The 26,005-nt window shown below is 46.7% G+C and carries 26 protein-coding genes and 1 riboswitch; of the genes, 15 read left to right on the top strand and 11 right to left on the bottom strand.

Annotated features, from left to right (window positions below; genetic code table 11):
* Positions 1–103: 103 nt before the first annotated feature.
* The 5 genes from J2736_RS26865 to J2736_RS26885 all read right to left on the bottom strand — a co-directional run bounded on the left by J2736_RS26865 (position 104) and on the right by J2736_RS26885 (position 4,430).
* Positions 104–1,099, bottom strand: coding sequence for a FecCD family ABC transporter permease (locus J2736_RS26865; protein ID WP_397341739.1), 996 nt, complete (start codon positions 1,097–1,099; stop codon positions 104–106).
* Positions 1,099–2,118: a FecCD family ABC transporter permease gene (locus J2736_RS26870; RefSeq protein WP_310501659.1), complete on the bottom strand. Its 1,020-nt coding sequence runs from the start codon at positions 2,116–2,118 to the stop codon at positions 1,099–1,101. Before J2736_RS26870 ends, J2736_RS26865 begins: the two co-directional genes overlap by 1 nt.
* A gap of 4 nt (positions 2,119–2,122) precedes the next feature.
* Positions 2,123–3,097: an ABC transporter substrate-binding protein gene (locus J2736_RS26875; RefSeq protein ID WP_310501660.1), complete on the bottom strand. Its 975-nt coding sequence runs from the start codon at positions 3,095–3,097 to the stop codon at positions 2,123–2,125.
* Positions 3,098–3,200: 103 nt separating this feature from the next.
* Complete coding sequence (locus J2736_RS26880) at positions 3,201–4,004, bottom strand: helix-turn-helix transcriptional regulator (protein WP_310501661.1); 804 nt, start codon at positions 4,002–4,004, stop codon at positions 3,201–3,203.
* A gap of 132 nt (positions 4,005–4,136) precedes the next feature.
* Positions 4,137–4,430: a hypothetical protein gene (locus J2736_RS26885; RefSeq protein WP_310501662.1), complete on the bottom strand. Its 294-nt coding sequence runs from the start codon at positions 4,428–4,430 to the stop codon at positions 4,137–4,139.
* A 241-nt stretch (positions 4,431–4,671) separates the two neighbouring features.
* Between J2736_RS26885 and J2736_RS26890 the strand changes: the two genes are divergently transcribed.
* From J2736_RS26890 to lepB, 4 genes are all read left to right on the top strand, one after another.
* Entirely contained in the window at positions 4,672–5,130 is a 459-nt protein-coding gene (locus tag J2736_RS26890; protein WP_310501663.1) for a hypothetical protein, read from the top strand.
* 80 nt (positions 5,131–5,210) lie between these two features.
* Entirely contained in the window at positions 5,211–5,978 is a 768-nt protein-coding gene (locus tag J2736_RS26895) for a hypothetical protein (RefSeq protein WP_310501664.1), read from the top strand.
* A 66-nt stretch (positions 5,979–6,044) separates the two neighbouring features.
* Positions 6,045–6,647 (top strand): hypothetical protein, encoded by a 603-nt coding sequence (locus J2736_RS26900; protein WP_310501665.1) that lies wholly within the window; start codon positions 6,045–6,047, stop codon positions 6,645–6,647.
* Positions 6,648–6,682: 35 nt separating this feature from the next.
* A complete protein-coding gene (lepB, locus tag J2736_RS26905) occupies positions 6,683–7,240 on the top strand; it encodes a signal peptidase I (protein ID WP_310501666.1) in 558 nt (185 codons plus the stop codon).
* A 40-nt stretch (positions 7,241–7,280) separates the two neighbouring features.
* Here the strand turns inward: lepB and J2736_RS26910 are convergent, their stop codons facing one another.
* The gene (locus J2736_RS26910; protein WP_310501667.1) at positions 7,281–7,925 is read right to left on the bottom strand and encodes a response regulator transcription factor; all 645 of its coding nucleotides are present in this window, start codon (positions 7,923–7,925) and stop codon (positions 7,281–7,283) included.
* A 156-nt stretch (positions 7,926–8,081) separates the two neighbouring features.
* On the opposite strand from J2736_RS26910, the gene J2736_RS26915 reads away from it, so the two are divergent.
* The 4 genes from J2736_RS26915 (at position 8,082) to pdaA (ending at position 12,047) form a co-directional block, all read left to right on the top strand.
* Positions 8,082–9,632: a sensor histidine kinase gene (locus tag J2736_RS26915; RefSeq protein ID WP_310501668.1), complete on the top strand. Its 1,551-nt coding sequence runs from the start codon at positions 8,082–8,084 to the stop codon at positions 9,630–9,632.
* Positions 9,625–10,047 carry a response regulator gene (locus J2736_RS26920; RefSeq protein WP_310501669.1) on the top strand — a complete coding sequence of 141 codons (423 nt, stop codon included), beginning with the start codon at positions 9,625–9,627 and terminating at the stop codon, positions 10,045–10,047. Before J2736_RS26915 ends, J2736_RS26920 begins: the two co-directional genes overlap by 8 nt.
* Positions 10,044–11,165, top strand: coding sequence for an HD-GYP domain-containing protein (locus tag J2736_RS26925; RefSeq protein WP_310501670.1), 1,122 nt, complete (start codon positions 10,044–10,046; stop codon positions 11,163–11,165). Before J2736_RS26920 ends, J2736_RS26925 begins: the two co-directional genes overlap by 4 nt.
* 117 nt (positions 11,166–11,282) lie before the next feature.
* Complete coding sequence (pdaA, locus tag J2736_RS26930) at positions 11,283–12,047, top strand: delta-lactam-biosynthetic de-N-acetylase (RefSeq protein WP_397341741.1); 765 nt, start codon at positions 11,283–11,285, stop codon at positions 12,045–12,047.
* Between the two features lie 60 nt (positions 12,048–12,107).
* On the opposite strand, the gene J2736_RS26935 is transcribed toward pdaA, so the two are convergent.
* Positions 12,108–13,025, bottom strand: a complete 918-nt coding sequence (locus tag J2736_RS26935; protein WP_310501671.1) for a peptidylprolyl isomerase — start codon at positions 13,023–13,025, stop codon at positions 12,108–12,110.
* A gap of 262 nt (positions 13,026–13,287) precedes the next feature.
* Between J2736_RS26935 and trxB the strand changes: the two genes are divergently transcribed.
* The 3 genes from trxB to tpx are packed head-to-tail and all read left to right on the top strand — an operon-like array spanning position 13,288 to position 15,133.
* The gene (trxB, locus tag J2736_RS26940) at positions 13,288–14,265 is read left to right on the top strand and encodes a thioredoxin-disulfide reductase (RefSeq protein ID WP_310501672.1); all 978 of its coding nucleotides are present in this window, start codon (positions 13,288–13,290) and stop codon (positions 14,263–14,265) included.
* Positions 14,255–14,566, top strand: a complete 312-nt coding sequence (gene trxA / locus J2736_RS26945; protein ID WP_310501673.1) for a thioredoxin — start codon at positions 14,255–14,257, stop codon at positions 14,564–14,566. The genes trxB and trxA overlap by 11 nt, the downstream gene beginning before the upstream one ends.
* Before the next feature lie 36 nt (positions 14,567–14,602).
* The gene (tpx, locus tag J2736_RS26950; protein WP_310501674.1) at positions 14,603–15,133 is read left to right on the top strand and encodes a thiol peroxidase; all 531 of its coding nucleotides are present in this window, start codon (positions 14,603–14,605) and stop codon (positions 15,131–15,133) included.
* Positions 15,134–15,473: 340 nt separating this feature from the next.
* Here the strand turns inward: tpx and J2736_RS26955 are convergent, their stop codons facing one another.
* Entirely contained in the window at positions 15,474–17,816 is a 2,343-nt protein-coding gene (locus J2736_RS26955; protein WP_310501675.1) for a UvrD-helicase domain-containing protein, read from the bottom strand.
* Between the two features lie 91 nt (positions 17,817–17,907).
* Between J2736_RS26955 and J2736_RS26960 the strand changes: the two genes are divergently transcribed.
* Positions 17,908–18,765 (top strand): YihY/virulence factor BrkB family protein, encoded by an 858-nt coding sequence (locus tag J2736_RS26960; RefSeq protein WP_310501676.1) that lies wholly within the window; start codon positions 17,908–17,910, stop codon positions 18,763–18,765.
* A 29-nt stretch (positions 18,766–18,794) separates the two neighbouring features.
* On the opposite strand, the gene uvsE is transcribed toward J2736_RS26960, so the two are convergent.
* Both uvsE and pyk read right to left on the bottom strand, forming a co-directional pair.
* The gene (uvsE, locus tag J2736_RS26965) at positions 18,795–19,742 is read right to left on the bottom strand and encodes a UV DNA damage repair endonuclease UvsE (RefSeq protein ID WP_310501677.1); all 948 of its coding nucleotides are present in this window, start codon (positions 19,740–19,742) and stop codon (positions 18,795–18,797) included.
* Positions 19,743–20,402: 660 nt separating this feature from the next.
* Complete coding sequence (pyk, locus tag J2736_RS26970) at positions 20,403–21,815, bottom strand: pyruvate kinase (RefSeq protein ID WP_310501678.1); 1,413 nt, start codon at positions 21,813–21,815, stop codon at positions 20,403–20,405.
* A 126-nt stretch (positions 21,816–21,941) separates the two neighbouring features.
* On the opposite strand from pyk, the gene J2736_RS26975 reads away from it, so the two are divergent.
* A complete protein-coding gene (locus J2736_RS26975) occupies positions 21,942–22,724 on the top strand; it encodes a helix-turn-helix transcriptional regulator (protein ID WP_310501679.1) in 783 nt (260 codons plus the stop codon).
* On the opposite strand, the gene J2736_RS26980 is transcribed toward J2736_RS26975, so the two are convergent.
* Positions 22,725–23,456: a DUF3105 domain-containing protein gene (locus J2736_RS26980; RefSeq protein WP_310501680.1), complete on the bottom strand. Its 732-nt coding sequence runs from the start codon at positions 23,454–23,456 to the stop codon at positions 22,725–22,727.
* A gap of 185 nt (positions 23,457–23,641) precedes the next feature.
* Here J2736_RS26980 and J2736_RS26985 point away from each other — a divergent pair, with 185 nt between their 5' ends.
* Positions 23,642–25,087 carry a methyl-accepting chemotaxis protein gene (locus tag J2736_RS26985; RefSeq protein WP_310501681.1) on the top strand — a complete coding sequence of 482 codons (1,446 nt, stop codon included), beginning with the start codon at positions 23,642–23,644 and terminating at the stop codon, positions 25,085–25,087.
* Between the two features lie 72 nt (positions 25,088–25,159).
* Positions 25,160–25,270: riboswitch (TPP riboswitch) on the top strand.
* Positions 25,271–25,406: 136 nt separating this feature from the next.
* Positions 25,407–26,003: an ECF transporter S component gene (locus tag J2736_RS26990; RefSeq protein ID WP_310501682.1), complete on the top strand. Its 597-nt coding sequence runs from the start codon at positions 25,407–25,409 to the stop codon at positions 26,001–26,003.
* The last annotated feature ends 2 nt before the right edge of the window (positions 26,004–26,005 follow it).

Consider the following 26,005-nt stretch of genomic DNA (forward strand, 5'->3'; position numbering starts at 1 on the left):
TAGCTTCCGAGTCCGCCTCTTCAACATTAGCTAGTTGGAAACCAATGAAGCCTCTGAAGCGCACACGGCACCAAGGCAGCAATAGGAGTTAGTTATGGATTAGCTAGCGCCGTCGGCGTTCCCGCCGCAGCAAATAAATAAAGTACGGCGTACCGATGACCGCCGTCATAATCCCCACGGGGACCTCCCGTGGGATAATAATAACGCGGCCGACGAGGTCGCCGAGCAGCATGAGATCCGCGCCGATCAAGGCGGCGAGCGGGATCAACCACTGGTGCCGGCCGCCGACGAGGCTCCGAGCAATATGGGGCGCGATCAGGCCGATGAAGCCGATCGCGCCGACGGCCGACACGGAGATGCCGGCCAATGCCACTGCGAGCAGCAGCAGCCAGAAGCGCTGCCGTTCGATCCGCACGCCCAGCGCGGCGGTCATCTCGTCGCCAAGCTGAAACACATTCAGCTTGGCGAAGTTCGCCCACACGATGGGCAACAGCACGGCAATCCACGGCAGCAGGCTGTACACGTTGTTCCAGCTGCGATTCCACAGACTGCCCGAGAGCCACAGCAGCGCCGCATTGATGTCACTGGGATGGCGGATAATCAGATACTGGATGCCAGCCTGAAAAATCGTCCCAATCGCAATGCCCACTAGGGCCAGATGGGAGGGACGCAGGGTTAACCGGCGACTTAACAAGAGCAGTAAGAGAAAGGCTGCGAATGCCCCGATGAAAGCGGCAATCGGTAAGTAATAGCTTGGCAGCTTAGGGAACAAGAAAATGACCCCAGCGGCCATAAAGCCAGCCCCTTTGGTAATCCCGATCACATCGGGGCTCGCCAAAGGGTTTCGAATAACACTTTGGAGAATGACGCCGCCAACGGCTAGTCCAAAGCCAGCCAATATAGCAACCAATATGCGGGGCAAGCGCAATTGGTGCACGATAAAATACGAAGGATGCTTCGCATCCGTAAGAGCCGCCCATACATGGTGATAAGGAATGCGAACCGCACCCACATGGGCATTGATGATGGCTAAGACAATCATCATAAAGAAAGCTACGATCAATGAAATAACAGGGATCCGTAAGGCTTTTAAGGTCATCATCGTGCCCTCCGTTGCTTCAACGCTAGGTAAATGAAGAACGGAGCGCCGATCAATGATGTGACGATGCCAACCGGTGACTCAAAGGGAAATGCGATAAAACGGCTAAGAAAATCAGCATATAACAACAGAATTCCGCCAAGTAAAGCCGTTAACGGCCCGAGAACGACCAAGTTCGTTCCTACTAAAGCGCGCGCAATATGCGGCACAATCAGGCAGACGAAGCCAATGGGACCACATAAGGCTACTGCGGAGCCAGCGAGTACAATGACGAGCAGGACACTAATGCCACGCACAAACGTGATGCGTTGACCAAGCCCAGTAGCAATGTCATCATCGACAAGCAGTAGTTTAAACGAAGGGAGCATGAACGCAAATAACCCCATGCCTCCTATAAAAAACGGAAGAATGACGCGCACTTCTGTCCAAGCGGCTTGACTCAAAGAGCCAACCAACCAAAAAATCATGCTGTCTGTCGCATGCTGATTAAGAATAATGACCCCTTCCGTCAACGAGGACAGGAGGAAGTGGATCGTGATGCCAGCGAGCGCAATATAGACGTATTGTTTACTGCCCGTTCCAGCCAGTGACCAGACGAGCAAAGCACCTAGAGCTGCGCCGACAAAGGCAAAAGCAATCAACCCCATGTTGCCGAAATGCGGCAGGAAAACAAGTCCAACGACAACCGCTAACGCACCACCCGCATTGATGCCGAAAATGTGTGGGGAAGCTAGCGGGTTTTTGGTCGTGAGCTGGGTGAGCAGCCCTGCGAGTCCAAGCTGCATCCCGACGATGCAAGCCATGATGGCTCGCGGTAAGCGCAGTGTTTGGATATAGAGATGAGCTTTATCGCTGCCTTGATAGGTCACAGCTTCGTACAACGTGTGCCATGACACGGGGGATTGGCCCCATTTTAGACTAGAAATAATTCCGATTAGAATCGCCAATAGGCTCGCAGAAAATAGGAAGAGCAGAGGCCATTTACGGCTCTGCTTCTCAAGGTTTATAGGTTGGTTCATCGAACTACTGCCCCAAATTCTTCACGATATCGTCGAGGATTTTCTCCGACCCGATCATACCACGGGATAAGGACCAGTCGCGTCGCTCAACGGTGTACACTTTTTTGTTAGCAACAGCATCGATTTTCTGCCATAGTGGGTTCTTTTCCCACTCTTGTACGATGGTAACTTTCTCTGTCGGCATTAAAAATAGGACTTTTGGATTCGCCTCTACTAATTGCTCCAGGGTAATCTGTGGATAAGCTGTCGCATTTTTCACAGGATCCGTGTATCCAAGCATAGTCAGGAAGGAGCCGCTGTAGGCATGATCCGAGTGTGCGAAGAAGCCTTTTGGATTCACAACTGCAGGAAGAACACTAAGGTTGGATGCGGCTAGTTTCTTTTTAATTGCTTCAACCTTCGTTTGGTGCTCAGCAAGGCGCTTCTTGCCTTCTTCTACTTTACCAACGGCTTGTGCAATAATGCCTACATTCTTCAGCATTTGATTGTAATCCGCTTGGAAGTCATCCAATACAAGAACCGGTGCAATACCTTTGAGCTGTGGAATCGCAGCTTTATGCTTATTAATATCCACGATAATCAGATCTGGTTTAAGGGAGGAAATAAGTTCAATGTTAGGCTCGTAGCGTGAGCCGACCGACGTGTAAGTTTTGAGCAAAGCTTTAACCGGGTCCATCAAAAGGTCTGCCGAGCTATCGTCCGCCACACCGATAGGCTGTACGCCAAGGGAGACAAGGATGTCTGTGAAGCCGAATTCCATCGCTACGATACGTTCAGGCTTCTTAGGCAATTCAACTGTACCTACAGCATCTTGAACGGTTATCTTTCCGTCTGCTTTGGCAGCAGGGGTTGGGCTAGTGGCAGCTGGTGCGGTTGTAGCAGCTGACTCGGTATTCGTCGCTTTGCCACAAGCAGCAAGGCTTAGTGCAAAAACGCTGATCAGTGCGATAAGGCTAATACGCGTAAAAAAAGATTTCATTGATGAATTCCTCCGTGACAATGATTATTATTCTCAATGAGTATGATACCGAATAATAGATCCGTCGAACATGTCCAATCTGCAGATTGGACATGTCTTATTATTAGATTTTAGAGAGGTGGGCGACATACTCGGAGGGCGTATAGCCCGTCTTTTTCTTAAATACTTTGCTGAAATGGAAGTAATCGACGAAACCAACGCGGCTTGCAATCTCTTTGGCCAGCAGATCTGTCTGCAGAAACATGATCTTCGCTTTCTCAATACGCAAGGCATATAAGTAACTCATGAGCGTCTTTCCCGTCATTTTTTTAAATAAAACCGTAAAATACCCCACACTCATTCCCGCACGACGGGCCAGCATTGGCAAAGTAAGCTCGAGCATGTAATGCTCGTTCATATAGGAAATCGTACCCTCAATGGATTCTGAAGCTGATTTTTTCTCATGGGTCAAATCGGATTCGTGCAGATATATAAATAGGATACGCTCCAGCATCATTCTCATTCGCATGATATGTGTTGTGTCTTCCCAGACAGTCAACGGATCATGGTCTTGCGTTCTGCGGATAATTTCATCGAGCATATAGTGGATTTTGATTTCACTTAACGTTGTGAGATGGCCCTGCAAGGTCCAAGAATGGTCTTCAGGCAGCATCGTATAGGTAATGATAACGTAATCGACGAGTTTGGTTTTGGGCACTTGTATGGTGTAGTCACCCTGATCGGGATGACAAGCATAGGCTTGGGAACAAATAATCGGCTCCTGCCCGGACCAATGCAAGGTAAGATGACCTTGACGGACAATAACCAGCTGATATTTGTTAGGTGAGCTAGTCATTGTTAAGGCGGAAGAAGCCACCTGGATATGATCAATTAGCGGTACAAGCGGGATCATTTGATGGAAATTCACAGAGATGCAGTCCTTTCGTATGTGCTCACACATCTAGTCTAATTGAACATGCTCATCTTGATAGTGACACAAAAGGAAGGCGGCAACAAGTCTTCGCTGACAAAAAAACACCCCGATCGGGGTGCCGCGTGTTCACATCGCATATACACTTTTGCTAATAATTTCTGGTAACTCAGCGCGCTGCGCTAGATATTGCTCAGGTGTGATGCTGCCATTAAATAATCGCAACTGCAGTTGCTCGGTAAGCTCCGCCAATTGGAGTTCAATCACCTTCTGTACATCTACCTGGTTAGCTTTCGCGATATCGGCTAATGAGAATCCGTTAACCTGTGCTTGATAAATATCTTCCTCTGACGAAAGCTTCAGGACATGCAGTAAATCTTCTTTGATTGGTTTCGTGTCACGTCTACGAATCGAAATCTCCACCCCTACAGATCATGTATTCTATTGTATTCAGGTGAAAGCTAAGTGGAATGGGGGATTATCACTGAATTGTCGGGAAAAAAGGATTGTTTCTCTCGCGTATGGTACGAAAGTATACCATCTACTCCCGCGAAGGTAGCAGTAATAAACTACCCTTATGGGCGAGGGCACAAATCGGATAACAAGATACAATATGTATGTAAGCAAGCGAGCGCAGTTAACGAAGGAGGTCGGGCACAAATCAATGATGCCTTTAAAACGTAAGGTAGTAACCATCTCATTGAGCCTATCGACTTTCCTAGTTATGGGCACCGCCTATGCGTATTCTGAGGCGAGTACGCCACTGCAGACGTGGTTCAAGGCACAGCTATTCATCCATCAGCAAGCGATCGATAGCAAGCTTCAACAAGAGATAGTCACAGTAAGGCAAGCCTTGGATGAATCAGGTAAGGAGTCGGTTGAACGAGCTGGTGTTCAGTTGGAGAAGGTGACAGTGGATACAGGTTACAAAGTTGTCAGCAGCATAGACACGGCGCAGCAAGCATACGCGGATCAATTAGAGCGTGCATCGATATTGCTTAGTAAGTCTAGCAGGGAAACTTTTGATCGGTATATCCAGACTTCAACCAACCAAATGAGCAATAACTTGACGCAATGGGCTGATGAAACGATTCAAGGTTTAACAGCTAAGCTGGGTGACTAGTCAGTCAGGTGAGTAATGAGTTCACTTATTGGTGAGCGCAATGAAACAAATAGACGAATACTAAGGGAGAATGATGACGAATGAAAGCATTGAAAAGTAAATTAGCGATTGGTTTTGTAGCAACAGGTTTAGTAGCAGGTATGGGGACAGCGTTTGCAGCAACGGATGCAGGAGCACAGCTTCAAAGTTGGTATACTACAGCATCAACTGCAGCTAAGCTAGCTATCGCAGGTGACTTTGGAACGTATTACCTGAACAAAACAAAGGCCCTTGATGACAATGTTGATAGTGGATTAAACGCAGCACGTGTGAACATTAAGACGACAGGTGAAGCCGAGTTGGCTGGCGTTAACAATGCGATCGGCACCCAAAATTCCGCTTACCTGAACCAAATTACTAACAAAAAAACAAGCATCTCGAACAGCATTGGCGCTGAGTATGATGATGTCGTTAATACAACAAACGCGGTAACGAATGGCAGCCTGTTAGCGATCGGAATTGCAGATACAATTGAAATCACGAATGGTATCAAAAATCATGAAGCCGTTTATACAAACAGATTGAACGATGGCGTTAAAATAACGAGTGATGCTGCAGTAGCAGAATTATCTGCGAATATTATTAAAACGAAAGCTGATTTGGAAGCTTTGTTAGCTACAGAGAAAACAAATGCAACTGCGGAAGTGAAAGCGAATCTTGATACGAAAATTAGCGCACTACAAACGAAACTTGCTGAGCTAACGACTCAACTTCAAACAGCAGCACAAGGGAAAATTGTTGCACGTGCTGATGTACTTGAAGCAGATGCTTTAAAGAAATTGGACGATATCGTTAAAAACATTAAATAATATCCCAATAGCCGGAGGTTCACCTTGGTGGATCTCTGGCTTCTCTTAACAGAAGGAGCTGGCAAGATGAAGAGCAGGAATAAGAAGGTTCAGACTTGGTCGAAGCGGAAGGTCGCTGCTGGAATTGTCTCTTTAACAGTTATCATCACGGCTTCAGCCGGAATTTCCTATGCGGATACAGATTTAGCGGGTTCTATGACTTCGTGGTTTACGAAGAAAACAGGGCAAGTTATGCAGAACTTGGATGCTTCAATTACATCTGAGACAGAGACGCAGAAGGAATTGTTGAAGAAAGAATTGCAGCTTCGACTTGAAGCATCATCCAGAAATCTAGAAGCCTTCACAGAGGAACAGAAGAGGTTGCACTCGGCAGCACTGGGACAGTATGCACAAAATTTACTAGCCAAAGTGAATATACGTTCGGAGCAAGACAGAGCGCAAATTGTACGCAAGCTTCAAGCGATTCAAGATAGCGCTCAGGCGGGAATGGATGCGTTAGTGGACAGTTACGTACCACCTAATCTTGTGTTTGTGCCTACAGTTCCGAGCATAATCATAGCACCACCACCACCACCACCACCACCACCACCACCGTCTACCGTTGTGGGGGAGGTATACGGCGTACAATCCAAACCAAGTACGGTCGTAGAGGTTACTTACAAAAACTAACGACAGCCTAATTTAGTCATAGAGGTGAATAACAGTTGGAAGAAATTATCGTGGAGACACCAGCAAGAAGTAGGCAGAAAAGTGAAGTATGGGGGTGGATTCGGTTTGTTTTGCTCCTAGGACTTATCTTCATGTTAATTAATAATATGATCGGGCTTACCAAAGTTTCGGGCAATTCAATGAATCCCTCCTTACACAATGGGAATGTCTTGCTCATGAACAAAATCCCGCTTTTCTTTTCATTACCTGAATACGGAGACGTGGTAGTTATCAGGGATCAGCGGCTAGGCTTTTCCATCATTAAGCGGGTGATCGGCGTTCCGGGTGATCACGTACTCATTGCAAATGGCATCATTTACATCAATGGAAATCCTTTGCCTGAATTGTATACCGTCGGGAAGTCAGAGGATATGAAAGAGCAAACTGTGGCAAGCGGGCACTTGTTTGTTATCGGAGACAATCGGAATTTCGGTGAGAGTAAGGATAGTCGAGATCCATCCCTGGGTCAGGTTCAAATGAAAGATGTGAAGGGATATGCAGCCGTTTCTCTATTCCCAATGAAACGAATTTCGATGCCACTTAAGCTGAAATAATGAACGATCCGGCGGGTCATCCTGGCGGATCTTTGGCGTATTATCGTTGAAGTTCGAATTGCACTAATCCCTTGGAGAGAGCATAAAGGGCTGCTTGTGTGCGATCTGCTAATTCGAGCTTGGCCAATACTTGACTCACATGCTTTTTAACCGTGAATTCTGTGATGAATAGTGTGTTGGCAATTTCTTTGTTTGAACGTCCCTTGCCAAGGGCTAGCAGGACCTCAAGTTCTTTGGGGGTCAGCTCGGAAATCGAGTGATCTCTATCAGCTGTGTTATTCTCCATCAGTGAACTCATTAAATCAGGATCGTAATATTTACGTCCACGAGCAACGACTTCGATAGCGTATAAGAGGTCCTCAGGAAAAGCTTCTTTCAAGCAGATGCCTTCAATTTGTTGGGACTGGGCTAATAGAAGTTCACTTCGTGTGATAGATGAAGTTAATATCAAAAATTTACAGGTATGCCCCGCACGGCGTGCTTCCTGGATCATGTCTAATCCACTTTCGCTGCCTAAATTTAAATCAACGAGAACGAGGTCAGGCATGGATTGTTCAAGGAGCAAGTGTGCTTCTCTGGAAGTGCTTGCTTCTCCAAGCACGTGCAGGAGTGGGCTGGATGCTACGATAGCACGAATGCCTTGTCGGACAAGTGGATGGTCATCAAGGATAATGATACGAATCATAAGGTTAACCTCCTATAGAAAACTAAACTATGTTATAGTTGTTTATAGTACTTTTTACCTAGGTCTTTTATACTATTATCTCATACGATTCTCAATTATATCTCACATTTTGGCGAAATACCATTAAGATTACATTAAGCTTAGGAGCAGTTGGATATGTTTTTTCAAAAGAGAACAGGCATATATGTATTCCTCGCTTGCAGATGGACATTGCTGCTTATTGGCCTTTTATTGTACGTCCGAGACCATCTAGTTCCCCAAGAGTTCCTATTGATGGCTGTACTTTTCCAAACCCTGTATAGCCTTGTACATACCAGACAGATGCCTAGGAGTATAGGGATAGGTGCAACTGTTATGGATCTATGCTTTACTATGTATTTGCTAAACCATACGGGGGGGCCTTCAAGTCCATTCCTGGTGTACAGCTTCACAGGCTTGGTTACGATCAAAAGGCATGTTACATGGCGTGTATTTTATTCCGTTATACTAGGCTACCTGGTGTTAATTCCACTTCTATTTTCCAGTGTTTCTTCGACATCTATGTATGTGTATCTAAGAAAGCATTTGGACTATAGTGTTATTGCCCTCATTTTCATGCTTTGTGTTGGAACGGTACATTATGGGGTTAAGGTTGTGCATAAAGAATATAGAAAGCTCGCTAGGATTTATGCATCTAGTCCATACGCGGCTTCAGCTAAACATCAAGGTGTGGTTCCCTATTTGGAAAGCGTACTAAAGAAGGTGCTGGATGACCGCGATGTTATTTTGTGTCTGACGGCTGTGAGAGAGCCGGAGAAAGTCCGAGGTTGGAGGCAGACCTACTTTCTAAACTATTTGAAACAAAATATGCCGCCCTCTCACAAAATGTATGCGAACGTGCCTTCTCCGACAGGCGAGGTATTACCGTTTTATATCGAAACCCTGAGGGATCGTTTGGGAAATATGTATGGTTGGTTACTTGTGAATGCGGATAAGGAGGAATTGTCTTTCCTACATCACATGTATATTCGGTTTCTTCTGATTCGTTTGGAAGCAGATTACTTTGTTAGGGGGGAATTAGTGAACGCAGCTGAGAAGGCTGTAGCGAAAGAGCGCGATACAATCGCACAAAATATTCATGACGGTATCACGCAGGAATTGTTTTTCATCTCTATCCAGTTGTTTCAGTTGAAGCAATCACTTCCTGCAGGGGTACGTGATGAGATACTCCCTCATGTCGTAGAAATTGAAAAAAAGGTCAAAGAAAGTCACCGTGAGATGAGACAGTTTATCATTGAACTAAAGGATGAGAAAAGAAAAATTAATCTACATCATGCGATAGAGAAGTTGCTGCATCGAGTGACGGAGCATACAGAAGTGCAACCAACTTTTGAGAAAAATGGCTGGATTGCACACGAACAGCTTGAGATTGAGGAGGCTATTTATCATCTGGTTGAGGAAGCAACAAATAACGTCATCAAGCATGCGCAAGCCAAGCATATTGATGTGCAAATAGAGGTCACAAGTGTGCAATGGGCGATCACAATTAGGGATGATGGAATGGGAATGAATTTGTCTGAAGAAAACCTGCAGGGGCGTTACGGACTTGGAGGCATGGAGAATCGTATCAAATCTCTGAACGGATCGCTTTCTTTTCACTCGGAACTGGGTAGGGGGACAACCATTACGGCATATATTCCGCGAGAAAGGAGATTGGCGTATGTATAGCGTGGTTATAGCTGATGATCGGCAAATTGTACGAGCAGGTCTGCACATGTTACTTGAAGGATGTGGTTCTTTTACAGTGATGGGGGAAGCTTCTGACGGTAATGAGGCGGTAGCCCTATCGCTGACCCTCATGCCAGATTTACTGTTGACTGATCTTAAAATGCCGGGGGTATCGATTATAGAGGGTTCCAGAAAGTTGAAAGAAAGCTTGCCTCATATGAAGATTATCATCTTAACTGCATTCGATGAAAGTGAAGATATCTATCGTGCTTATAAGGCGGGGGTAGATGGTTATTTGATGAAAGACACCAGTCCGGAGACAATTCTTGCTTCGATTCATGAAGTCATGAGGGGAACTGCAATATTTCAACCCAAGGAGAACCGTGTGCAATTGACGGGGGAGAATAGGCTATGAATATCGTGCTGCGATTCAGCAGACAACCGATTCATCAACTATGTATGTTTATCATTGGCAGTATGGCTGGGCTATGTACGTTGAGTGGTTTATGCTATTGGCTAATAAGCAGAAATAGCGAGTCCTATGTATATACGATGACATCTGCGACGGTTACGTTATTTGGTTGGGCGATGTATGGACTGCAACACATGATGCCAGCACACAGCAGGTATTCGAAGGTGGTTGCACCTGCTCTAATTTTTCTAGTAATCGTGGTGGTTACCTTATACAATCCATTGACTTTACAGCAAATGTGGGTTGCACTTATCTTTTTTCCAGTCATGCTCAGTTTGTTAGTTGAATATAGGATTTACCTGTATGGCGCGGTATTATTCTTGCTGTATTTTGTTTGTTTTCAAATGTTAGGGCCTAACTTTACCCCATATGGCGAGACTTCCTCTATTATCATGGCGACAACCAAAGGCGTTTATGCCCTAGGAGCTATTATTTTGGGAGGTATCGTTCAAGCTGCCATGTACCAATACAAAGCCAACGCAGATGCCGCCTCTTTTCAAAAACAGAAGCAGCAAGTGATTAATATCCTCGAATCATTTATATCGGTTGGGGAGAGGAAGACACAAACTTCCCGCAAAGAAATTGGTGAAATGAGTGCTTTGCTCAAAGCGCTTGTTCATGCCTATGGCGGCCTGAAGGTACAAGAGTGGGAGATTGATTTGCTATCGCTTATGCATTTTGTGAGTCGGGTTAAATTACCGGATTATATGTTTGAAAAAGAAGGCAAGTTATCTGAATTTGAGTATGAAGTTGTACAGGAACACTGCTATATGGCGAGGGAATTATGCGAAGGCATTCCAGAGTTTCAAGAGGTAGAAAAAGCTTTTCTGTATCACCATGAAAAAATAGATGGAACAGGCTATCCGTTTCGTCTAGAGGGTGCTCAAATTCCAATTCTCTCGCAGATGCTCGGTATTGTCGAAGTGTACCTGGCATTGACGACACCGCGTTCCTACAGGCAGGAGACCACAAGTAAAGAATCATTAGCTGAGATAAAAAAGTTAACCCATGTGTCCTTTCGAGCTGACGTCGTTGAAGCGTTCGGCAAAGTGATAGATTAAGCTGTGTACACATAATCTCCTGCCGTGGTGTGGCATATTAGTAACAGTCCTAGTTGGCTGTAACTCATCACAACTCACCACATAAGGCAAGGAGTGAAAGACAACCACGTGAACATCATGCGAATTCTCATGCTTTCCCTGGCGCTATTCGCGGGGCAAATGACAATGGCTTCTGCTGCTGACGGTACTTATCATTTTGGTTTCAAAAAGAGTGTTAATGGTCAACCCCCGTCGATTGATCAAGAAGGATTCAAGGGGTTGCTGAAGCAGCGCGGGGCTGTTTTTACAGGCGATCAATCGCAAAAGGAATTGTATTTAACCTTCGATAATGGGTATGAACAAGGCTACACAGGTCGGATCCTAGATGTGCTCAAAGAGAAGCAGGTACCTGCTATATTTTTCGTGACAGGCCACTATATCCGGACGGAGCCAGAACTATTGAAGCGTATGGCAGCTGAGGGGCATCTAATCGGCAACCATTCGTGGAGCCATCCCGATATGAGTCAAATTCCGGCGGAACGCATTCAGAAAGAGCTTAATCAAGTGAAAGAAGAGGTCGCCGCGGTTACGGGGCAAAAGGAAATGCACTATCTGCGCGCGCCGCGGGGCATTTTCAATGATCGTTCGCTGTCTGTCAGTCAAGAACTTAACTACACAAATGTCTTCTGGTCTGTTGCGTATCGTGACTGGGAGCCCAAGCAACAGAAGGGCTGGGAGTATGCCTACAAAAATGTAATGGCCCAGCTGCATCCAGGCGCTGTGATTCTGCTGCATTCCGTTTCCAGTGACAATACGGAAGCGCTTGGCAAAATTATTGACGCCGCTCGGGCGCAGGGCTATCAGTTCAAAAGCTTGGACGAGATGAAGCTGCGCACGCCGTAATGCAAGAAACCTCCTTAGCTGAGATAGCTAAGGAGGTTTCTTTGTTAATTAGAGCTAGAATTAAGTTGTTTTCTTCAAGCTAGACAGATTATTTTCAATCTTCGCCTCGGTTTTCTTCTGTTCTAACCAGGTTTGAGACAGCGTGGAAATCTTTTGATCAACTAGACTTTTCTTAATTGATTCCGTTTTGTCCGCAAGGGTAGGTGTGGAAGCCGCTTTATGCTCCGTAACCTTAATCACATCATAACCTGACGCTGTTTGTACGGCTGAGCTCACACCACCTGTTTCCAAAGCAAATGCTGCCGCTTCAAAAACCGGATCGCCCTGTCCAGCTGAAATATAGCCAAGATCCCCGCCTTTATCCTTCGTTGCTGCATCGGTGGAGCTTTCCTTCGCAATAGCCGCGAAATCCCCGCCGCCTTTCAACTTCGCAATGATCGCTTCTGCCTCAGCTTCGGTGGCTACAGAAATATGAGAAGCTTTTACTTGTGCAGGTACTTTTAGCGACTCTAAGTTTTCATCATAATATTTCTTGATCTCATCATCCGTAATGGTAACTTGAGGTTCTAAGATCTTCTTCAACATAACTTGCGATTGCATGTTCTTTTTCAAATCTTCAATGGTCATGCCATAGTTGGTAAGCGCTTGGGTAAACTCATCTTCAGTGCCATAGCTGTCTTTTATCGTTTGAATTTCAGCTGTGATATCAGCGTCCGTGATTTGAACTCCAGCTTTTTTGCTTTCTTGGCTGATAAGCTCCTCTGTAATCATCGAATCCAAAGTTTGCGCGCCGCCACTTGCAACTAACGCGTCATACAGCTTGGCCGAACTGATTTCAACTCCGTTGACCTTGGCAACGGCTTTAGTAGAAGCCGTCTCACTCTTAGAAACAGGTGGGAATACGGACACATAAGCGATCAAACCGACCAAAAGCACCGATGATGTCCATACCCATTTACGATTATTTTTTGAATTCATTTATATTCTTCCTCTCGTGATGTGGCTGTTGTGTTGTGCTGTTCTGTACCCCATTATGCCTGTCCAAGCTGAAAAGAGTATGAGTGTAAGCTGAACGCCAGCTTAATACAGATGTAGGTCACACAAATACATTGTACACAAATTAATCGTTGACAAATTATATCGTGATTGATATGATGTGTTCATAAGATTTGTTTCAAATTGATTTGTGTAAAACTTAAAATGACATTAATCAGAGCGATTTCCACAAGGAGGAATTCCTATGCATCATAAAGCGATCATTATCGGAACAGGTCCTGCGGGATTAACCGCAGCCATTTATTTAGCAAGAGCGAACATGACACCCCTTGTAATAGAGGGTATACAACCAGGTGGTCAGTTGACTACAACAACAGAAGTAGATAACTTTCCAGGTTTTCCAGATGGGATTACGGGACCTGAGTTAATGGACAATATGCGGAAGCAAGCACTTCGTTTCGGGGCTGCGATTCAGTCTGGACGTGTAAAAGAAGTAGATTTCTCGAAACGTCCATTTACCTTATTCCTCGAGGACGGGGGACAATTGACGGCAGATTCGGTGATCATTTCAACGGGGGCAACAGCTAAGAAACTAGGGATACCTGGCGAGGCTGACAATATAGGCAAAGGGGTAAGTACCTGCGCAACCTGTGACGGATTCTTCTTCCGGAACAAAAAGATCATCGTCATCGGCGGCGGCGACACCGCAATGGAAGAAGCGCAGTTCTTGACGAGATTCGCGTCTGAAGTGCGTGTCGTACATCGTAGAGATGATCTCAAAGCATCGAAAATCATGCAGGATCACGCTCGCGGCAACAGCAAAGTAGCTTGGAGCTTGAATCGCACCCCGCTTGAAGTAGTTGCGGGACCAATGGGTGTGACTGGCTTGAAAGTTCATAATAACGCGACAGGTGAAGAAGAATTGCTAGAGGCGGACGGTATTTTCTTAGCAATCGGGCATACCCCGAACACGGGTTTCTTAGGCGGGCAGCTGCCAACGGATGAGCTTGGATATTTGCAAGTAATCCCAGGTACGTCCCAAACATCGATCCCAGGGGTGTTCGCTTGCGGCGATGTACAAGATCGAATCTACCGCCAAGCCATTACTTCAGCGGGCAGCGGATGTATGGCCGCGCTCGATGCCGAACGCTTTATTTCGGAACAACATGCTTCACAAGATGGAGAACTAGTACTTCAAGGAGGAATGAACAATGTCCGTTAAATCAATTTCAGATGCAACCTTTCAAAATGAAACAGCGACAGGTACCGTCCTCGTCGATTTCTGGGCTCCATGGTGTGGCCCTTGTAAAATGATCGCTCCTATCCTAGATGAATTAGCTGCTGAGGTGGGCGAGAGCGCTAAAATTCTAAAAATTAATGTGGATGATAATCCAGAGTCTGCAGTGAAATACAACGTGATGAGTATTCCGACTTTGCTTGTTTTTAAAGACGGGCAATTGGTCGATCAAATGGTTGGGGTACAGAGCAAAGAGAAGTTAAAAGCAGTTATTGCAGCCGTTTAAGCCGTTTAATCTAACTAACTTTAGGAGGCATTTCATATGACACAAACACATGTACAAGAACGCACAGGGGTAGCTACTGTAGGAGGAAATCCAATTACTTTGTTAGGTCCGGAAATTAAAGTAGGGGATAAAGCCCCGGATTTCAAAGTGAATAAGGATCTGATGACGGAAGTGAGCTTAGCGGATTATGCTGGCAAAATAAAGCTTATCTCTGTTGTTCCATCTGTTGATACGGGGACCTGCGACGCCCAGACGCGCCGCTTCAACGTGGAAGCCGACAAACTTGGCGATGACGTCGTTATCTTAACGATTTCCGTGGATCTGCCGTTCGCTCAAAGTCGCTTCTGTGGCGCAGCGGGTATTGATAAAGTCATCACGCTGTCTGACTACAAAAATCGCTCATTCGGTCAAGCTTACGGCGTGCTTATCAAAGAAATTCAGCTGGATCAACGCGCGATTTTCATTGTAGATGCGGACGATACTGTTCGCTATGTGGAGTATTTGACTGAAATGAAGAATCACCCTGATTATGAGGCGGCTCTAAGTGCGTTGAAAGAATTAGTGTAAGAAAAAGGGGCTGTCCCAGAAGTAAGTTATGTTGATGATCAAGGCAGATAACTACGTTGGAAAAGTAAATTAAATGAATGAAAAAGAAGCTTAGCGGTTTGTAACTTGTACCTGCAGAGCTCCTTTTTCCGCTTCTCGGAAGACCACGCAAGTTAAGGTGATGCCATCATCTTATCTTGCGTGTTTTTTCATTTTTACAGGAAATAAAGTGATGGTATAACGCTAAAGCGTTGAAATACGCAGAAAACTTCGATTTTGGAGCTGTTAGCGTTATCGCATAACGTTATTGTTCAGCCCATCGTCGATTAGCACGAATTAGCGTTTTCCCGTAACGTTATATTTACCGCCGCGACAGCGCGATCTCGCGGCTGCCCTTAACCATGCCCGCGCCGCAGAGCGGGCACGCCTTCGCCGCGAGTCGTGCCTCCTGCGGCGAAGAGATCCGCGACCAGGCTTTGCAGCCGGTCGCGCTGCACAACCACGCCGCGACCCGCTCGGTCGCGGTCGCGGCAGTTCCAGCCACGGCTCCGCGCGTGGCTGACCGCCCGGCCGCTGCTGCGCTAGCGGCCGCACCGCCGCCAGCCGGCTTGCTGCGGCTGGTCACAGCTGCGTCCGCGCTAGGGAACGCGGACAGCAGGAAGCGGGAGGGCTCCGCCTTCTTCCCGCGATAATACGCCGGCGAGCTGATCAGCAGCTCGCCTTTAGCCCGTGTCACGGCGACGTAGGCCAGTCGCCGTTCTTCCTCGAGCGCGGCGGTTCCCTTGTCGCGCCCCGCAACACCCGCCATTTTGACATCGTCCAAATGGTTGGCATCGAGTGCCGAGCTATGCGGCATATTGCCTTCGATCGCACAGAGCAAGTACACGATCGGGAACTCTAGTCCTTTCGATTTGTGAATCGTCATCAGCGAGATTTTATCCGCAAATTGTTCTTTGCTTTGTACCCGCATTTCGGTGCGTTTTTCCGCCACTTCATGGATAAAATAAAGGAATTGCTCCACCGTATCAAAACGCTTGGCAGAAGACTCTAGCTCGTCCAATGTTTCCTTGAGCATTTCCCGATGCTGCGTAAGCTTGCTGCGCTTGTTAGTCTCTAGGAACGCATCGTAAAAATCCTTACGAATCGCCTGAATCGCTGCGAGCGGCGTCATTTCAACGAGTGTTTTGATTAGACGAATGCGAGCCTTCAGCTTGTCCTTCTGAAAATCCTTCAGTTGCGGCAGCCCAAGCAGGTGGATTAAAGGCCACTTTTTCGCCTGAATCGCTTCCTGATCTTGAATAATACGCATGCCTTGGTCTCGTCCAATATATAATGAGGGGAGGACACCTTCGATGGCTTCAAAATTCCGCCGCTCATGTGCAATCCGCAAATGGTCAATAATTGGCTTCACCATCCACTGCTCGTAGAACGAGTCATTGGTGCCATAATCCACAAAAGGGAGGTTATGCAGGATGAGCTGCTCAATAATGGCCCGACTGTTGCTTGCTGTCCGATACAAAATCGCGAAATCCCCATACTGGCTTCCACCCTCGGCAACTTTAAGTCGAATATCACTAATTAACCAATCTGCCTCGTCATCACTATTTGCCGGTTTCACATAATGCGGCTTTTGGGTACTCTCTTTTGTAGCCAGTAATGTTTTCGATTTCCGCTGCACATTATGCTTGATGATGGCATTGCCCAGACCAACAATGCTCGACGTTGACCGATAGTTAATATCTAGCGTAACGGTAGTAGCTGTGGGATACTGCTCATGAAATTGTAAAATAAATTCATTTCTCGCCCCATTGAACGAATAAATCGTTTGGTCATCGTCACCCACAACCATTAGATTCTGATGTGCGGCTGCAATCATTTTAATGATTTCATACTGCACCGTATTCGTATCTTGGAATTCGTCGACGCTAATGTAAGTGAATTTCCGCTGCATGGACCGTAAAATGTCAGCATTGTGGAGGAGTAGCTGGTACGCTTTGATCAAAATATCATCGAAATCGATCTTCTGTTGCTCCATTTTCCATTGTTCATACTGTAAGAAAATCTTTTTGACTTCCTGCTCCTCTTCTGTGCCTTCCGGGAGATCTTCGACCTCCATGAGCTGCATCTTATAAGAGGAAAGCAGGGATATGAGCACCTCGGGCTGATACGTGTCCTGCAAGCCCATACTAAGCATGATTCGCTTGAACACAATTTGCTGAAAACGGCCATCACTCAGAATTTCCTGTTGCAGCCCGTTCATTCGCAGTAATCGCAGGCAAAAAGCATGAAACGTTCGCACCTGCATCACGTTAGCCATACTCGCATGTAGACCTGGCATCGTGGTGAGGCGTTCCCGCATTTCCTCAGCGGCTTTTTTGGAAAATGTAATTAAAAGCAGGTTTGCAGGCTGTACCTGATGGACACGTAGTAAATAAGCAACGCGGCACACAAGCACCGTTGTTTTCCCCGAACCAGCGCCAGCCAGCGTGAGCAGGGGGCCTTTATAATGCCGAACTGCCTTGATTTGAGCTTCATTGAGAAGGATACCGTGTTCCTCTAGATCACGGAAAAAATAGCTGTCATTATCCGTATCCGGCACGAGCGCCGTGCTGTTCGTAAGAAGTGCCATTTTCGCATGGGGCACGGGACGATCTGTCGTTGGTTTAAAGCCTAATGGCGTTGTATACATAGGCATGGGATTCATGAGTCGACCACCTGTTTCATAACAATGTTCTTGCAAGACTGAACTACCTATTTTATCACAATTATAGCCGTATGAAAGGAAAAATAGCCGTATGGTTAAATCTTACGCTAAATTGCTGTGGAAACAGTTTAACGAACATGATGCCACAGGTCTTGCTGCGGAATGTGCGTACTACTTTCTGCTCTCCATATTTCCACTGCTGCTGTTTATAATAAGTTTGCTGGGGTATTTGCCGTTTTCCTCCGATGATGTGATTGGCTTGCTTAGAGAGTACATTCCGGGTGCGGTGGCAGGATGGTTAGAGGAAACGCTCAGTAATTTATTCAATGTCAAAAGAGGAGGGACCCTCTCCTTCGGATTAATATTAGCCTTAGTCAGTGCCAGCGCGGCGATGAATGCGATTGTGCGCTCCGTGAATAAAGCGTACGGACTGCCGGCACGCAAAAGCTTCATCCATTCTCGCTTCCTAGCCGTCATGCTTACTTTAGGCATGCTCGTGGTGATCGTATCGGCGCTGCTGCTCAGTGTATTTGGCCATCGGATTGGGGATTGGACGGCAGAGCATGTGCATATTGCTGCTGGACATATTGAACTGTGGAATCACCTGCGATGGATTATTAATTTTGTCATCATATTCATTGTATTCATCGGTATTTACTACATAGCGCCTAATACCTGCTTAACGTGTAAAAGCGTACTGCCCGGCTCTTTATTCGCAGCCATCGGTTGGCAAGGTACGTCGTTGGGGTTCTCCTTTTATGTTAATAGCTTCACTAACTATAGCGCGACTTATGGCAGTATCGGCGGGGTCATCGTGCTCATGACCTGGTTTTACATTTCTGCGCTTATCATCATTATCGGTGGCGAGATTAATGCTTTGCGACATGTGAAGACGATTAATATGGCGAATGCTGCGACGCTGGATACGACGAAAAAGAACCGACTCTGAGATCTTCAGAAATCGGTTCTTTTTATACTTTACCAGCTCAAAACGCCGCCTTCCAACCGCTTAACGCCGCGAATTTTGCCTAGCTGCTCCGCTAGGCGGAACAGCGCCAAATCTTTCACTTTGGCTTCTATCATGACGTCAACGCGAGGAAGATCGATCTCTTTGCAGCTTTTCAGAAAAGAGGTCAACATCTCTGGCTCGATGTAGTCTGCGTGCGAGCGGAATTCCTTCTCGCTTTTGGGCGAAGAGACATGAATCTTCATCGGCAGATCGCCCCATGTCTGCGCAATCTGGGGAAGCAGCTCGATGGGAGATAGGGCCGAGGGATTGCACCAGTCGTGGTGCAAGTCCAGCATGCACGGGCGCTGCAGCTTCTGGCTGACGGCGAGTGTCTCTTCTAAGGTGTACGTTTTATCATCATTCTCGAACGTCAACCGTTTCATGGCATGCTCGGGCACCTTCGGTGCGTTGTCGAAGAGCTTCTGCGTCGCAGCTTCCTTATCGCCATACACACCGCCGACGTGAATGTTAATGATGCCGGCTTCGTCCATCCCCATGCCATCTAAAATGGCTGCATGATAATTCAGGTCATCGATGGCCGCATCGACCACTTTATCGCTTCCGTTCAGCAACGTGAACTGGTTAGGGTGCATGCTGAGCCGAATGTCGTGCTCCTTCGCGAAGTCACCGAGCTTGCGGAGCTCATCCGCATACTCCGCGGCAATATCAATCCGCACATCCGGATGCGTAGCCAATGGGATCAGCGCGGATGACAACCTAAACAATCGAATGCCGTGAGCAGCATTGTAATAAAGGATGCGCTGTGTGGCTTGGAGGTTTTTGCGGCCAACGTCAATAGCACGCTGCATGGCCTCCTCGCGCGGCCGCTCCGAAAAAAGCTTGTATGTAAACGTCGAGCTAGGTGTGTTATTAAAAATCGCCATTGCGGTTGAAACAAATCCAAGTCGAATAATCACGCCGTGCGCCCTCCGTTGCTCGTTAGTTAATGATTACTCTAGTGTACCCCTTTTTCTAGGTAGATTTCTCACAAATTTTCATACTGGCGCCAACAGGCTGGAACAGACTGGAAACAGAACGTGAAAACCTCCCATTCCACAGGACAAGGGTGGAAGGGAGGCTTAAAAATCTGCACAACGCAGATAGTTTGACTATAGTAACTATTCAACTAGTCTAAAATGACGAAACTCCCACATGAGCGGTCAATTATTGCAGTCTCAGCAGCACATCAGCACCAAACTCACTCCGAGCGGTCGAAAATGGCCTTCTCAGCAATCCAACTAGTCTAAAATGACGAAACTTCCACATGAGCGGTCAATTATTGCAGTCTCAGCAGCACATCAGCACATCAGCACCAAACTCACTCCGAGCGGTCGAAAATGGCCTTCTCAGCAATCCAACTAGTCTAAAATGACGAAACTCCCACATGAGCGGTCAATTATTGCAGTCTCAGCAACGCCTCAGCACCAAACCCACTCCGAGCGGTCGAAAATGGCCTTCTCAGCAATCCAACTAGTTTGAAATGACGAAACTCCCACATGAGCGGTCAATTATTACAGTCTCAGCGACGCCTCAGCACCAAACTCGCTCCGAGCGTCGATTATTGCACTCTCAGGCCCCTAAACCCGCTCAACCTTCAACAAGTTGGTCGTACCGGACTTCCCAACTGGAATACCGGCGGACACGACTGTGAGGTCGCCTTTTTTCACATAACCAAGCGTCTCTGCTTGGTTAATTGCTGAGCGAATCATCGCATCTGTCGATTCGCAGAACTCGCCAAGAACAGGGATAACACCCTGCACCATGCTCAATTGGCTGATTGCGTGCTGGCTGTTCGTCACCGCGATAATCGGTGCTTCTGGGCGATATTTCGCGATCATGCGCGCTGTGAAGCCTGTCTCGGTCGGCGTCAAAATTGCCGCTGCATGCAGTTTGTTCGCTGAAGATACGACAGCTTGGCACAAAACTTCGGTGATTTCGTTGTTAGACTGAAGCTGTGCATCCACCAAGGAGCTGCGCACCATCGTTTGCTCGACGCGCTCAGCGATCGTCGCCATCATCTTCACAGACTCGATCGGATATTTACCAGCTGCCGTCTCGCCGGAAAGCATGACAACGTCACTGCCATCAAGCACGGCATTGGCTACGTCACTCACTTCAGCACGAGTAGGACGTGGGTTACGCTGCATGGAGTCTAACATTTGCGTAGCTGTGATAACAGGCTTACCTGCTAAGTTACATGCGCGAATCATATCTTTTTGTGCAATTGGAACTTCTTCTGTCGGAATTTCAACACCAAGGTCACCACGGGCAACCATGATGCCGTCGGAAGCTTCCAAGATGGAAGCGAAGTTGGTCATACCTTCTTCGTTCTCAATTTTGGAGATAATCGGCGTTAAGCCAGCACCGTGCTGCTCTAGAAGCGCGCGAACCTCACGAACATCGTTTCCGTTACGTACGAAGGACATCGCGACGATGGAAATATTCTCTTCTACGCCGAATTTGATATGCATAACATCGCGCTCCGTCACACCCGGCAAGGACGTGCGTACGCCCGGCAAGTTAACGCCTTTGCGCTGCTTTAGCTGAGCAGGGTTCAAGACGCTGCAAGTTACTTCTGTGCCGTCGATCATTTCAACACGCAGCTCGATGGAGCCGTCGTCAATCAAAACAAGGTTGCCCGGCTTAACATCTTGCGGCAAGCCTGGGTAGTTCACGGATACGCGGCTGGAGTCGCCGATAATTTGTTCGGTCGTCAAGACGATGCGATCGCCCGTTTGCAAATCATAGGAAGCATCTTTCAATTGACCGATGCGGATTTCTGGACCTTTGATATCCATCAGAATCGGGATAATAACGCCCATTTCTTGCGCAGCTTGGCGCACACGTTGGATACGACCGCGGTGCTCATCCAAATCGCCGTGAGCCATATTTAATCTAGCAACGCTCATGCCAGAGCGAATTAATTCTTTCAGGGTAGGAACGGAATCGCAGGCTGGACCCATTGTACAAATGATTTTCGTTTTACGCATCGTGAAGGACTTCCTTTCGAATGTAAGAGATTAGTTGGCTTCATTATATGCCTTATTGATGCGAGATTCTATGAACTATAGTATGATATATGCAATATAGTACGATAGAAAGGCGCCGAGTCATCTATGCAGCTAACAGACTTTGACTATCATAAAAGCAGTTCATGGAACGAGGAGCAGCCCAATATCCACCAAGATTGGACGTTTATTTTTGTGATCTATGGCCGCTGTGTGTATTGGATCAACGAGAAAAAACAAGTATTAGACAAAGGGCATTGGCTGCTCATTCCGGGAGACACACCCTATTATGGGCGAAGTGTGCCTACAAAAATTCATGAGAAATTCGTACTGCACCTGGATGCACAAGCAGCCTCTCACATCTTTCCTCTGCTTCAACAAACGTCGCACACCTGCCGTCAGACGGGGAAGTTCGATATTATCGCAGATCGGCTGCGGTTGATTCATCGTGGATGGCAAGACAAACAGCCCTATTACATGGCGCTGTGTGAAGCGCATCTGCAAGAGCTGTTTGTGTATCTCCAACGCGAGTTTGATCAGGCCGCTACAACCTCAGCAACGTCACTTCTCGTGGAGCAAATGAAGGGGTACATCCAGAATCATTACCGCGAACATGTGACCAAAGACGAGTTAGGCCTCTGCATCAGCCGGTCACCGAATTATGCAGCCTCGCTTTTTCGCCAGGTTACGGGTCAGACGATCAGTGAATTTGTGCACGTCACAAGGATCAAAACAGCCGTCTATATGCTGCGCCATTCCGCCCTGACTGTAACCGAAATAGCCGAATTTATCGGCTATAACGATCCCTCTTATTTTTACCGTGTATTTCGAAGAATGACAGGTTTGGTGCCGACGGAGCTAGTCTCAGATCGTGAAACGATTCGAAAATAATTACATCGTTCCGCCGCCAAGTCGAATGTTTGCTGGAATTTGTTCAGGACCTTTGTTGATATTGTCGTAAATAAATGTACTAACGCTAGCTTCATCAAATTTGGTAAGCGACATTGTTTTCGTCCAAGCTGTAACAACAACCTCTTGATCAGCGGGCACATCCACATTAGGAACAGCGAGAACCCCAGCACCAGCCGTCTTAAAATGGGTTAAGTACGCAAGGCGGTCAAGCAGTTCCTTCGGTGCGCCCGGATGGTAATGGATGATAATATCCCCATGTTCCAGGTTGTGGACAAGCATCTCATAACCAGGGCGCTCCTTATAGAAGCCGAACTTCAAATCGTGGGGACTATGCGTACCTGAAGTAGGGATTTTCATTTCGTACATCAAAGTACCGTCTTTGTGATCACGTCCATAGTCCTTATCTGTCGTGACCTGAATGTTGGCATGTAGATTTAGCTTGTCTAGACTATATTTGCCGGCGGAACTCTGAATAAGTGAAGTCCCTATACTGCCGATAGCGACAATGAGCAGGGCATGTGAAATCAGTTGCCAGGTCTTCTGTTTCTTTTTCAAAGCTTGCTTTTCGGCCTTCTTCAACCGAGAGTTGTTGTCTTTGTTAATTCGTGCTGCGAGCACATAGCCAATGATAGCGGCAATAAGTAAAGCTAGTCCGATATAGAGCAATATGGTCATCGTTTCAATTCCCTTCTGCATGGTGGAATGATCCATCTTGGATAAGTTCCTTATTCTTAAAAATAAAGTAGACACTACAAATTGTAGTTTTTATTAGGGGTAGAAGTCAACTTCTAATCTAATCCTGATTCTGGCATCTGAAATAGAGGGTTTAACAGCCATCTTGTTGAATGATGTAGGAAAATGTCTCATTTTGTAGAAGTTATCTAGGGGGAGTAAGGATGTCGGAGCAACTGCTCGAATTAAACAGAAGGAATAGCTTAATGGTTAAGCTTTTATGGGCGTGTCTTGCACTGGGGGTCGCGGCTGCGTACACATCAGCAACGATGATGATAACCCTTTCATCGGTTGGCGTGCCAATTGCCATTGTATGTACAATTCTAACTTGGAAAAAGATTGCTATTCCCTATACGAAGTATATTATTGCGGTCGGACTTAGTGCGATTTCCTATTTTTTCATGTCAAATAGTGCGTCGTTATTCGGTCTTTTTATTTTGTACCTTAGCTTAGCCCTCATTTCTTTATACATGGACTATAAGCCGCTTGTGCTGAACGGTGTACTGGGGCTCATTAATATGAATTATTTCATAACGACACTTACTCCGCATGTAGACCCGATTGGGGTCAATGCTTTCTATCTGCTTACGATCATGACGATTATCGGGCAAAGTCAAATCGGGACTAGAATGTTATCCAACGTCGCGAGAAGTGCGAAGGAATCAGAGAGTTCTAAGATCAAGACGGATGAAGTACTGGCAGGTGTGCGTACGACGACAGAAGTTCTAGGTGCATCTAGTGGAAATTTACAAGAGAACGCCGCTGTAACTGGCAGAATTACGGAGGAAGTGGTTGCCGCTTTTCAGGAGATTACGATCGGTATTGAGTCACAGGCATCCAGTATTAACGATATTACAACCGCCATTCAGAACGTGAATGAAACAGTTGAACAGACGACCGCGGCGTCGAATACGATGAGCAGCAGATCTCGAGATACGGCGAGAATGACGAATGAAGGCAAGACACAGATGCAGGATTTGTCACTCAAAATCAATGATATTACCCTGATCGTGACAGAAACCGCCGATATCATGAATGAAGTGAACGAAGAAAATGTGAAAATTGAGAACATCGTTTCCACGATCGCGGACATCGCCAACCAAACGAATCTATTGTCGCTGAATGCTTCCATCGAAGCGGCTCGCGCAGGTGAACATGGGAAAGGTTTCTCCGTAGTTGCAAACGAAATTCGAAAGTTGGCTCAGAACGCCCACATTGCATCGACCGACATCTCGGAGATTCTCGGATCCATTCAGACGAAAGTCGTGACAGCCGTTGAGAAGGTTGCCGTAGGGATTAAAGCTGTAGAATCAGGGAAAAAATCGACAGATAACGTGAACCAATTGTTCGAGGTTATCAACACGAATACAGCGGAAGTCATGGAGCAAGCTTCGCATTTGCAGCGCATGAATCAACAGTTGCAGATCTCTTCGCAGCACGTCGCGGAAGAAATGACATCTGTCGCAGCGATTACCGAAGAGTCAGCGGCATCCGTTCAAGAAGTGTTGGCGAGCGCCGAAGTGCAGCAGCATCGTGTGCAGGATATCGTAGACAGCATCCGTCAATTGAACGGATTAACGCAGGATCTCAAGCATTTGATTGAGAAATAGGTATTGCGAGAGAATCTCATGGAAAAAAAAGGATTGCCAAAAAGCAGCTAATCCGCTACAGTTAAGCCAAATGAATAGCAACACGGGTGCTTGATGAAGTCAGGCTGAGATAGTGGCCCTATGCCACTGACCGTTAATCTGATCTGGATAATGCCAGCGTAGAGACCTTATGTGCTTTTTTTGCACGAATGTTCAAGCCTGCCGTTAATCCGGTGGGCTTTTTTTGTCCTTTCGGGGGCAATGAAGACATACATCCAAGGTTGGCGTGTTCGCCTATCTCATTGACAAATAAGAATTGAGAAAAGGAGTCGAGTAGAAGATGGCGCAAAAGGAAGCAAGTAAACAAGGGTTAAAGCTGACCGATATTTTGATCACGATTGTGATCTCGGCAGTGTTCGGTGTGATTTATCGGATTTGGGGACCATTTTACGACCTGATGAAGCCGCTGGGCTTGCATGCAGAGCAGTTAAGTTATGGCATGTGGTTCATGGCCGCGACATTTGCTTTCCTCGTCATTCGCAAACCAGGGGTTGCTTTACTGGCAGAAGTGGCAGCTGCCACGATTGAGGCTCTCTATGGCGGTCATTGGGGAGTGGCGACGCTAGTGTTCGGCGTGCTTCAAGGGCTTGGAGCAGAGCTGGTATTTGCTGCATTCCGCTATCGCCGTACGACTGTAGGCGTAACGATTCTCGCATCTTTCGCCTCAGCCATCATGTCCATCTTCGTGGATACGTACTATGGCTATATGGAGCAGCTGACTTTTTGGAATTACATGTTATTCATCAGCTTGCGATTGTTGGGCAGCGCTTTGATCGCAGGTGTGTTCGCCTACTATTTGACGAGCGCATTGTCTCGCACGGGTGTGCTGAATCTGATTCGCCCCGTTTCCAAAAAAGATTACGACGTATTGGGGTAAAC

It is taken from the genome of Paenibacillus qinlingensis, from assembly GCF_031455095.1.
GTDB lineage: Bacteria > Bacillota > Bacilli > Paenibacillales > NBRC-103111 > Paenibacillus_E > Paenibacillus_E qinlingensis_A.